Source organism: Allostella sp., assembly GCF_041913585.1.
Taxonomy (GTDB): domain Bacteria; phylum Pseudomonadota; class Alphaproteobacteria; order ATCC43930; family Allostellaceae; genus Allostella.
The window spans coordinates 1-9,919 of sequence record NZ_JAYSFE010000151.1; the positions used below are offsets into that span (position 1 = coordinate 1).

Here is a 9,919-nt window from a genome sequence, read left to right on the forward strand (position 1 = left end):
GATGAAGGATTCGGTGTTGTCCCACTTGCCGGAGCTGTCCTTGAGCCCGGCCACCGTCTCGCCCGGATAGGCCTTCTTCAGGCGCTCGACCAGGGCCAGCGTGATCGGGATCACCGCCTGCTGCGGGAAGTGGTAGAGGTACATGCGCAGGCGCGCGTCGCCGACCCGCTGCACCACCTCCGAGAAGAAGGCGAAGAGCCCGTCCTCGTCGACGTTCTTGTAGTAGAAGGGCGGCAGCAGCAGGACGCCGGCGGCACCCGAGGAGACGGCGGCGCGCGACAGGCGGACGGCGTCCGCCAGCGAGCAGGAGCCCGTGCCGAAGATGGTGCGGTCGCCGGGCAGGCCGGCCTCGGCCGACGCCTCGATGAGTTTCAGGCGCTGGTCGACCGACAGCGAGTTCGCCTCTCCCGTCGTGCCGAGCGGCGCCAGCCCGTCGCAGCCGTTGGCGAGCAGCCAGCGCGAATGGGCGATGAAGGCCTTCACGTCCGGCTCGAGGTTGGCGTCGAACGGCGTCAGCACGGCGGCGTAGACGCCCTGGGGACGGGTGGTCGCGGACGTGGCCATGGGGCTTCCTCTTGCCGGGGGAACGGATTGTCCCTTGAGGTAGCAGAATTCCGGGCGGCCGGCAAAAGCCGTGCGGGCCGGGACGGCGCCGGTATAATCGCGGCATCGACCGTCGCCATGCCCGTCCCCGAGGAGACCCGATGTCCGCCTTCGACCTCGTCATCCGCAACGGCCGCGTCGTCACCGCGTCCGACCAGTTCGATGCCGACATCGGGGTCCGCGACGGCGTGGTGGTGGCGCTCGGTCGCGGGCTGGAGAAGGGCGCGCGCGACATCGACGCGGCCGGCCGTCTGGTGCTGCCGGGCGGCATCGACAGCCATTGCCATGTCGAGCAGAAGTCCTCGAGCGGCGTCATGACCGCCGACGACTTCTATTCCGCCACCCGCTCGGCGGCCGGCGGCGGGACGACGACGATCATCCCCTTTGCCGCGCAGCACCGCGGCATGTCGCTGCGCCAGGTCGTTCGCGACTACCACGAGTGCGCGACGCCGAAGGCGGTCGTCGACTACGCCTTCCATCTCATCGTCTCCGACCCGACGGAGACGGTGCTGGGCCAGGAACTGCCGGCGCTGATCGCCGACGGCTACACCTCGTTCAAGATCTACACGACCTACGACATGCTGAAGCTGAACGACCGGCAGGTGCTGGACGTTCTCGCCATCGCGCGCCGCGAGGGCGCCCTGACGATGGTCCATGCCGAGAACCACGACATCATCGCCTGGCTTTCGGACAAGCTGACCGATGCCGGCCTGACCGAACCCAAGTTCCACGCGGTCGCCCATGCCAGGACCGCCGAGCGCGAGGCGACGCACCGCGTCATCGCCCTGGCCGAACTCGTCGACGTGCCGGTGCTGATCGTCCACGTCTCCTCGGCCGAGGCGATCGAACAGATCCGAATCGCGCAGAATCGCGGCACCCGGGTCTTCGGGGAGACCTGTCCCCAGTACCTCTACCTGACCGAGGACGACCTCGACAAACCGGGCTTCGAGGGTGCGAAGTGCATGTGCAGCCCGCCGCCGCGCGACAAGGCGAACCAGCAGAAGGTCTGGGACGCGATCGCCCAGGGCGTCTTCCAGGTCTTCTCCTCCGACCACGCGCCCTATCGCTACAACGACCCCGAAGGGAAGATGAAGCATGGGGCCAATCCGCCCTTCAAGAAGGTGGCGAACGGCGTGCCGGGGCTGGAGGCGCGGCTGCCGCTGCTCTTCCACGGCATCTCCGAGGGGCGGATCGACCTGCACCAGTTCGTGGCGCTGGCCTCGACCAACGCCGCCAAGCTCTACGGCCTCTATCCGCGGAAGGGCACGATCGCGATCGGCGGCGATGCCGACATCGCGATCTGGGACCCCGACCGCGAAGTCACCATCCGCCAGGCCGACCTGCACGACGCCATGGACTACACGCCCTACGAGGGGGTGACGGTGAAGGGCTGGCCGGTCATCACGATCTCGCGCGGCGAGGTGGTGGCGGAGGACGGCAAGGTGACCGAGGCGCGCGGCCGCGGCCGTTTCCTGCCCTGCGACCGCTCGCCGCTCGCCCGCTCGACCGGGCGCCGCATCACCGGCTTCGATCCCGTCTCCGGCCGGCTCCCCGGCCTCTGATCCGAACAGACCAAGAGGGTTTCATGTCCCGACTGCTCACCGTGGGGGCCGCCCAGCTCGGCCCGATCCAGCGCGCCGACACCCGCCCGCAGGTGGTCAAGCGCCTGCTCGACCTGCTGCGCGAGGCGCATTCGCGCGGCGTCAAGCTGGTGGTCTTTCCGGAGCTGGCGCTGACCACCTTCTTCCCGCGCTGGCTGCTCGAGGACCCGAACGAGATCGACGCCTTCTTCGAGAAGTCGATGCCGAACGCCGACGTGCAGCCACTCTTCGACGAGGCCAAGCGGCTCGGAATCGGCTTCTATCTCGGCTACGCCGAACTGGCGGAGGAGGGCGGCCGGACCTGCCGCTTCAATACCGCGATCCTGGTCGGCCCCGACGGCAACCTCGTCGGCAAGTACCGCAAGATCCACCTCCCCGGCCATGCCGAGTACGAGCCGCAGCGGCCGTTCCAGCATCTGGAGAAGCGCTATTTCGAGATCGGCAATCTCGGCTGGCCGGTGTGGCGGGCGTTCGGCGGCATCATGGGCATGGCGATCTGCAACGACCGCCGCTGGCCCGAGACCTTCCGCGTCATGGGCCTCCAGGGCGTCGAGCTGGTGATGCTCGGCTACAACACGCCCGAGTTCAACGCGGCGATCGTCGAGCCCGGCCATCACCGCATGATGCACCACTACCTGACCTGCCAGGCCGGCGCCTACCAGAACGGTACCTGGGTGGTGGCGACGGCCAAGGCCGGCGTCGAGGAAGGCTGCATGCTGATCGGCGGCACCTGCGTCGTGGCGCCGTCCGGCGAACTCGTCGCCGTCGCCTCGACGCTCGGCGACGAACTCCTCGTCTACACGATCGACCTCGACCAGACGGTGCCGATCAAGACCAGCGTCTTCAACTTCGCCCGGCACCGGCGCGTCGAGCATTACGGCCTCATCGTCGAGCGCACCGGCGCCGTCCCGCCGCCCTGAACCGGCCATGGAGTTCGACTTCGCGACCCTGCCGGCGGCGGACCGCTACAAGCTGCTGATCCAGGTCGTGGTGCCCCGCCCGATCGCGCTCGTCACGGCGCGCGACCGGGCGGGCCGGATCAACGCCGCGCCCTTCAGCTTCTTCAACGTCATGAGCCAGACGCCGCCGCTGGTCGTGCTGGGCATCGAGGCGCGGCCGGACGGCACGCCCAAGGACAGCGTGCAGTTCCCGCGCGAAAGCGGCGAGTTCGTCGTCAACATGGTCGATTTCGCCATGGCCGAGGCGATGAACGTCTGCGCTGCCGACTTCCCGCCGGGCGAGAACGAACTGGCGGCCGCCGGGCTGACGGCGCTGCCCTCGACCAAGGTGGCGGCGCCGCGCATCGCCGGGGCGCCGGCCAGCCTCGAATGCCGGACCGCGACCGTGGTCGACATCGGCCCGAACGGCCGCAGCATCCTGGTGGGCGAGGTCGTGCATCTCCATATCCGGGACGATGCCTTTGCCGACATCGACCGCCTGCGCCTCGACCCGGCCCGCCTCGACATCGTCGGGCGGCTCGGCGGCATCTCCTATGTCCGCACCACCGACCGCTTCGACCTGCGGCGCATCAGCTACGCGGAGTGGCTCGCGCGCGAGGGCTGAGGCCGGGGACGGGCCATGATCCGGCTGCCGCAGATCGGCTGGGATGACCTGAAGCTGCCGGGGTTCGCCACCCGTGCCATCCATGGCGGCACCCTGCGCCTGGCGGTGACGGGGCTGAGCCGGTCCGGCAAGTCGGTCTTCATCACGGCGCTCATCCACGACCTCCTGGCCTTTCCGCGGCTGCCGGCGCGGTTGCCCCTCTTCGGCGCGGCCGACGACCTCGCGGCGCGGGTGACCGGCGTCGAGGTGGCGCTGCCGGTCGCCGCCGATATCCCGACCTTCCCCTTCGCCCGCAACCTGCGCGCCATGGCCGCCGAACCGCCGCATTGGCCCGACGGCACCCAGGACGTCGCCGAGATCGCCGTCGACATCCGCTTCCGTCCCGGCGGCTTCCTCCACCGCAGCGATGCCGAGGCGACGCTGCGGGTCGTCCTCGTCGACTATCCGGGCGAATGGCTGCTCGACCTGCCGATGCTGGATCGCGATTTCGCCGCCTGGTCCGCCGACATGCTGGCGATGGCGCGGCAGGAGCCGCGGGCGGAGGCGGCCGCCGACTGGCTCGCGTTCCTCGCCGCGCATCCGCCGACCGTCGCCCATGACGAACTGGTGGCGGAGCGCGCCCACGACCTCTATCGCGGCTACCTCGTCCGGTGCCGGGATCGCCTCGGCATGGCACACCTCCAGCCCGGGCGCTTCCTCCAGCCGGGAGACTGGAGCGATCCGGCGCTGCTGCATTTCTGTCCGCTGCCGCCCGGCGGCGGGGCGGGATCGCTCGGTGCGGCGATGGCGGGGCGCTTCGCGGCCTACAAGCGGGCCGCGCGGGAGCGCTTCTTCGACCGGCACTTCCGCCGCTTCGACCGCCAGATCGTGCTCGTCGACCTGCTGCAGGCGCTCCATGCCGGGCAGGCGGCCTTCGCCGACACGGGGCGCACCCTGACCGAGATCGCCGGCGCCTTCCGGGTCGGCGGCGGCCTGCTGGCACGGCTCTTCGGCGCACGCATCGGCCGGGTCCTCTATGCCGCGACCAAGGCCGACCACGTACCGGCGCTGCAGCGCGACCATCTGCGGCAATTGCTGGCGACGCTGCTGCGGGCGCCGATCCTCGATGCCGACAGCCGCGGCGCCGAGACCGCGGTCGTCGCGCTGGCGTCCGTGCGCTGCACCGAGGAGGACGAGGCGCTGCTCGACGGCCGGCCGACCCCGGTCGTGCGCGGCGTGCCGCTGACCGGCTTCCGGCAGGTGAAGTTCTTTCCCGGAACCATTCCGATCAAGCCGCCGGAGGCCGGCGACCGGTTCTGGAGCCGGCCCTTCTTCGCCATGCCGCGCTTCCAGCCGCCGCGCCTCGATCCCGATGCCGCCACCGGGATCGGCCATGTCGGGCTCGACGAGGCGCTCGACTTCCTGCTTGCGGATCGCCTGCGATGACCACGCAACCGCCCTGGCAACGCTCGTCCCATGAGGACGCCCCGCCGCTCGGCCCGCTCGTGATCGAGACCGGGGCGGAGGGGCGAATCGCCGACCGGCCGCCCGACCCGATCCTGCCCGTACCGGTGGAGCCGGCGGCGGCGCGCCGTTCGCCCGTGCGCGCCGGCCTGTGGGGCATCGGCATCCTCGTGGTCGGCCTCCTCGGGCTCGACATGGCCGGCTTCGTCCACGACCAGTTCGCCCGCGATGCCGCGCTCGGCTGGGCGACGGCCGGGGTCGCCGGCGTCGGTCTGGCGGCCGTCCTGTGGTGGCTCGGCGCCGAGATGCGCCAGCTCCGCCGCCTGCGCCGCCTGCCCGAGGTTCAGGGCCGCTTCGCCGCCGCGGCGGTCGAGGGCCAGCCGCAGGGGGTGATCGTGGCGGCGCTGGAAGAGGCGGCGGCGGCACTCGGCCAGGGCGGTCCCGCGCGGGCCCGGCTCGCCGCCTGGCGCCGGCAGGTGCAGCCGCACCACGGCAACGCCCAGGTGATCGACCATTTCGAGCGCACCGTGCTGCGGCCGCTCGACCTCGAGGCCGAGCGCGCCACCTGGAGGGCGGTCGGACAAGTGTTCGCGATCAACGTCGTCAGCCCGTCGGCGGCGCTCGACACGCTCGCCTTCGTCGCCCGCAGCCTGCGGCTGGTGCGCGAGATCGCGGCGATCTACGGCCACCGGCCGGGGCTGGCCGCCACCCGTCACCTCGTCGGCCGGATCCTGGTCAGCGCCAGCATTGCCGGCACCGCCAACGCGGTCGCCCATTTCGGCACCCGCATGGTCGGCCACTGGCTGGCGCGCTTCGCCGGCGACGCGGTGGCGAGCGGTCTCGCCGCGCAGCGGATGCAGCGCATCGGCCGGCTCGCCATGATCGTCTGCCGGCCGGTACCGCTGAAGGCGGCCGACGAGCCGGTCACGTCCACTTCCCCGAATCCATCCAGCGCAGCACGTACTCGCGATGGGTGAGGCCGAGTTCCTCGGCCCGCTTCATCTGCCGCATCAGCACCTCGCGCGGCGGCGACTTCCAGGCCCGCCGGTAGGCCTTGCGCCAGCAGGTGAGGCGCCAGTCCGGCATCGCGTCCATCGGCGGGCCGTTGTTGTGGCCGATTCCGGGCGGGGCGGCGGGCGGCGGGCGATCGGGATCGTCGAGCGGCATCGGGCGTTTCCTCTTACTCCCGTCGAAATCCGCACGCAAAACCCGTTCCCCGGCTGGCGGCCGGCGGCGCCGCCGCTATGATCCCGATCGGATTTTCCGATCGAAGCGGCGGAGGCGAGCCGATGGCGCAGCGCATCCTGGTCATCAACCCCAACAGCACCGAGGCGGTGACCCGCGGCATCGACGCCGCCATGGCACCGCTGCGCTTCGCCGACGGGCCGCGCATCGACTGCGCCACCCTCGCCGAGGGGCCGCCCGGCATCCAGAGCCAGCGCGACGTCGACCATGTCGTGCCGCCGCTCTGCCGGCTGATCGAGCGCGAGCACAACGCGACCGACGCCTTCGTCATCGCCTGCTTCTCCGACCCGGGCCTGCATTCGGCGCGCGAGACGACCGACCGGCCGGTGCTGGGCATCATGGAATCGGGCCTGACGACCGCCCTCAATCTCGGCAGCGCCGTCGGCATCGTCGCCATCCTGCCGGCTTCGGTGGCGCGCCACATGCGCTTCGTCCGCGCCATGGGCCTGTCGCAGCGGGTGGCGGGCGACCGCGCGGTCGGCCTCAACGTCGTCGAACTGGCCGACGAGGGCCGCACCTTCGACCGGCTGGTGGCGACCGGACGGGCGCTCCGCGACGAGGACGGCGCCGACGTCGTCGTGCTCGGCTGCGCCGGCATGGCGCGCTATCGCGCGCGCATGGAGGAGGCGCTGGGCGTCCCCGTCGTCGATCCCAGCCAGGCCGCGGCGACCATGGCGATCGGCGCCATCCGTCTCGGCTGGCGCACCGGCGGCCGTGCGTCGGCCTGAAACAAGATCACGCAGCACACTTCCCGGGAGGACCATGAACCAGATCGACCTCAAGGGCCGCCGCGCCGCCGTCACCGGCGGTGCCCGCGGCATCGGGCTCGCCATCGCCGAGCGCCTGATCGCGAGCGGGGCGGCGGTCGCCGTCTGGGACCGCGACCTCGCCGCCGCCAATGCCGCCGCCGCGGCGCTGGGCGCGAAGGGCAGGGCGATCGCCGTCGCCGTCGACCAGACCGAGGACGCCGCGGTCGCCGACGCCACCGCCCGCACCGTCGCCGCGCTCGGCGGCATCGACATCCTCGTCAACAACGCCGGCATCACCGGCGGCAACATGAAGGTCTGGGAATATTCGCCCGAGGAATGGCGCCAGGTGATCGACGTCAACCTCGTCGGGCCGTTCCTCTGCTGCCGCAACGTCGTCCCGGAGATGCTGAAGACCGGCTATGGCCGCATCGTCAACATCGCCTCGGTGGCGGGCAAGGAGGGCAACCCGAACGCCTCGCACTACAGCGCCTCGAAGGCGGGCGTGATCGCGCTGACCAAGTCGCTCGGAAAGGAACTGGCCGGGACGGGCATCCGGGTGAACTGCGTCACCCCGGCGGCGGTCGAGACCGACATCTTCCAGCAGATGACCCCGCAGCACATCGACTTCATGCTCTCGAAGATCCCGATGGCGCGCTTCGGCAAGGTCGAGGAGGTGGCGGCCCTGGTCGCCTGGCTGGCGTCGGAGGACTGCTCCTTCTCGACCGGGGCGACCTTCGACATCTCCGGCGGCCGGGCGACCTTCTGAGGGGAAGGCCGATGCTGCAACTCCGACCCGGCTGCGAGTGCTGCGACCGCGACCTGCCGCCCGACAGCCGCGCGGCGCGGATCTGTTCCTTCGAGTGCACGTTCTGCCGCGACTGCGCGGAAACGGTGCTGGGCGGACGCTGCCCCAACTGCGGCGGCGAACTGGTGCCGCGGCCGGTCCGGCCGGCGGAGAAGCTCGCGACGTTTCCGGCCTCGACCGAGCGCATCCACCGCCCGGAGCGCTGCGGCCGATGATCCCGGCGGAGGAGCGGGCGCGCGCCGGGGCGCTGCTGGGCCGCGCCCGCGCGGTCCTGATCGACGTCGACGGCGTGCTGGTGGCGGGTGGCGTCGCGCTGCCGGGGGCGGGAGCCTTCCTCGCGGCGCTCGGCGCCCGCGCCTTCATCGTCTCCAACAACTCGACCGACACGCCGGACTCGATGGCGGAGAAGTTCCACCGCCAGGGCCTCGTGGTCGAACCCAGGCGGGTGTCGCTGGCCGGCGCGGTGATGGTCGACACGATCGCCGCCGAGGCGCCGGGCGAGGCGACATTCCTCGTCGCGGCGCCCTCGCTCGCCGCCTATGCCGAGGCGCGCGGCCTCGCCCTCACCGACGACGAGCAGGCGCCGATCCTGGCGCTCGCCCGCGACACCGGGCTCTCCTACCAGCGCCTGCACCGGGCGGCGCGGGTGCTGCACGGCGGCGCCCGCTGGCTGGTCGCCAACCCGGACCGCATCCATCCCGACAGCGACGGCGGCCCGGTTCCGGAGACAGGTGCCCTGATGGCGGCGCTCGCCGCCTGCGTGCCCGCGGCGCGGCCGCGGATCGTCGGCAAGCCGGAGCCGGGCCTCTTCCTGGCGGCGCTCGCCAGGGCCGGGGTCGGGCCCGACGAGGCGGTCATGATCGGCGACAATCCGGACACCGACGGGGCCGGCGCCGACGGGCTCGGCATCCCCAAGATCATGGTCGGTCCGCGCGGTACCGTCGGCGGCGTCGCCGACCTCGTTTCCTGTCTCTGACCCCGTGCGCGACGTCATCCTGGCCCGGGAGTCGCCCCATCTCCCCGAGGTGGCGGAGCTGCTGCGCGGCTCGGACGCCTACTCGCGCGCGCTCTACCCGCCGGAGAGCAGCTATCTGATCGACCCGGACCAGCTCGCCCGGCCGGAGGTGCGGTTCTTCGTCGCCCGCATCGACGGCGCCGCCGTCGGGTGCGGCGCGGTCGTGATCCGGGGCGGCGGCTTCGGCGAGCTGAAGCGCATCTTCGTCGCCGACGCCGCGCGCGGCCGCGGGGTCGGCCAGCGGCTGCTGTCGGTGCTGGAGACGGCGGCGCGGGCGGAGGGGGTGCACACGCTCCAGCTCGAGACCGGCCCCCTCAGCCACCCGGCGCTCGCCCTCTACCACCGCAACGGCTACCGCGAGCGCGGGCCGTTCGCCGACTATCCGGAGGATCCGATGTCGGTCTTCATGGAAAAGCGCATCGGCTGACGGCGGCGGTCCCGGACTCAGCGGTTCATGCCGCCCGCCGGATCGAAGGCCGGCTGGGTCGCCAGCGCCGGAATCTCCGAGAGGCCGGACACCCAGCCGAGCGACGAGCGGCACCAGAGCTGGAGCTTCGGCACCAGCTGCGCGCGCTGGCGGAGGGTGCCGACCCGGATCGAGTGGGCCTTCGGTTCGTCGCCTTCGGCCGTCGAGGAGATCGGGCTGCCGCACTCGGGACAGAAGGACTGGAGGCGGATCGACCCGGATTCGGCGACCTTGCGATAGATCTTCGGCTGCCCGGCGAGGAGCCGGAAGCCGCCCTTCCGGGTCAGCGCCGCCACGCGGAAGGCGGTGCCGGAGAGGGCCTGGCAGTCGGTGCAATGGCAGATCACGACCTGCTCCGGATCGATCTCCGCCTCGAAGCGCACATGGCCGCAATGGCACTGGCCGTCGACTTTCATGATCGCCCCCCGG

Annotated in this window: 13 protein-coding genes; 10 read left to right on the plus strand and 3 right to left on the minus strand. The window is 71.8% G+C overall.

Going from position 1 to position 9,919, the window contains the following annotated elements:
- Positions 1–564 (minus strand): dihydrodipicolinate synthase family protein (locus ACE3Q3_RS20855; RefSeq protein WP_374449179.1); only part of this gene is annotated, 564 nt, incomplete at its 3' end.
- 140 nt (positions 565–704) lie between these two features.
- Here ACE3Q3_RS20855 and hydA point away from each other — a divergent pair.
- The 5 genes from hydA to ACE3Q3_RS20880 are packed head-to-tail and all read left to right on the plus strand — an operon-like array spanning position 705 to position 6,187.
- Positions 705–2,165: a dihydropyrimidinase gene (gene hydA / locus ACE3Q3_RS20860; RefSeq protein ID WP_374449181.1), complete on the plus strand. Its 1,461-nt coding sequence runs from the start codon at positions 705–707 to the stop codon at positions 2,163–2,165.
- A 23-nt stretch (positions 2,166–2,188) separates the two neighbouring features.
- Positions 2,189–3,124, plus strand: a complete 936-nt coding sequence (locus tag ACE3Q3_RS20865) for an N-carbamoyl-D-amino-acid hydrolase (RefSeq protein WP_374449183.1) — start codon at positions 2,189–2,191, stop codon at positions 3,122–3,124.
- A gap of 7 nt (positions 3,125–3,131) precedes the next feature.
- On the plus strand, positions 3,132–3,767 hold the full coding sequence (locus ACE3Q3_RS20870; RefSeq protein ID WP_374449185.1) for a flavin reductase family protein: 636 nt from the start codon (positions 3,132–3,134) through the stop codon (positions 3,765–3,767).
- A gap of 15 nt (positions 3,768–3,782) precedes the next feature.
- Positions 3,783–5,192: a YcjX family protein gene (locus tag ACE3Q3_RS20875; RefSeq protein WP_374449187.1), complete on the plus strand. Its 1,410-nt coding sequence runs from the start codon at positions 3,783–3,785 to the stop codon at positions 5,190–5,192.
- Positions 5,189–6,187 carry a DUF697 domain-containing protein gene (locus tag ACE3Q3_RS20880; protein WP_374449189.1) on the plus strand — a complete coding sequence of 333 codons (999 nt, stop codon included), beginning with the start codon at positions 5,189–5,191 and terminating at the stop codon, positions 6,185–6,187. Before ACE3Q3_RS20875 ends, ACE3Q3_RS20880 begins: the two co-directional genes overlap by 4 nt.
- On the opposite strand, the gene ACE3Q3_RS20885 is transcribed toward ACE3Q3_RS20880, so the two are convergent.
- Complete coding sequence (locus ACE3Q3_RS20885) at positions 6,135–6,377, minus strand: hypothetical protein (RefSeq protein ID WP_374449191.1); 243 nt, start codon at positions 6,375–6,377, stop codon at positions 6,135–6,137. The two genes, ACE3Q3_RS20880 and ACE3Q3_RS20885, sit on opposite strands and share 53 nt — an antisense overlap.
- Positions 6,378–6,499: 122 nt before the next feature.
- Here ACE3Q3_RS20885 and ACE3Q3_RS20890 point away from each other — a divergent pair, with 122 nt between their 5' ends.
- The 5 genes from ACE3Q3_RS20890 to ACE3Q3_RS20910 are packed head-to-tail and all read left to right on the plus strand — an operon-like array spanning position 6,500 to position 9,451.
- Positions 6,500–7,183, plus strand: coding sequence for an aspartate/glutamate racemase family protein (locus ACE3Q3_RS20890; protein ID WP_374449193.1), 684 nt, complete (start codon positions 6,500–6,502; stop codon positions 7,181–7,183).
- Positions 7,184–7,217: 34 nt separating this feature from the next.
- Positions 7,218–7,970: an SDR family oxidoreductase gene (locus ACE3Q3_RS20895; protein WP_374449195.1), complete on the plus strand. Its 753-nt coding sequence runs from the start codon at positions 7,218–7,220 to the stop codon at positions 7,968–7,970.
- Between the two features lie 11 nt (positions 7,971–7,981).
- Entirely contained in the window at positions 7,982–8,224 is a 243-nt protein-coding gene (locus ACE3Q3_RS20900) for a DUF1272 domain-containing protein (protein ID WP_374449197.1), read from the plus strand.
- The gene (locus ACE3Q3_RS20905) at positions 8,221–8,985 is read left to right on the plus strand and encodes an HAD-IIA family hydrolase (protein ID WP_374449199.1); all 765 of its coding nucleotides are present in this window, start codon (positions 8,221–8,223) and stop codon (positions 8,983–8,985) included. The genes ACE3Q3_RS20900 and ACE3Q3_RS20905 overlap by 4 nt, the downstream gene beginning before the upstream one ends.
- Positions 8,986–8,989: 4 nt before the next feature.
- Positions 8,990–9,451 (plus strand): GNAT family N-acetyltransferase, encoded by a 462-nt coding sequence (locus ACE3Q3_RS20910; RefSeq protein WP_374449201.1) that lies wholly within the window; start codon positions 8,990–8,992, stop codon positions 9,449–9,451.
- 17 nt (positions 9,452–9,468) lie between these two features.
- On the opposite strand, the gene ACE3Q3_RS20915 is transcribed toward ACE3Q3_RS20910, so the two are convergent.
- The coding region (locus ACE3Q3_RS20915; protein WP_374449203.1) for a GFA family protein at positions 9,469–9,919 on the minus strand (451 nt) is incomplete at its 5' end.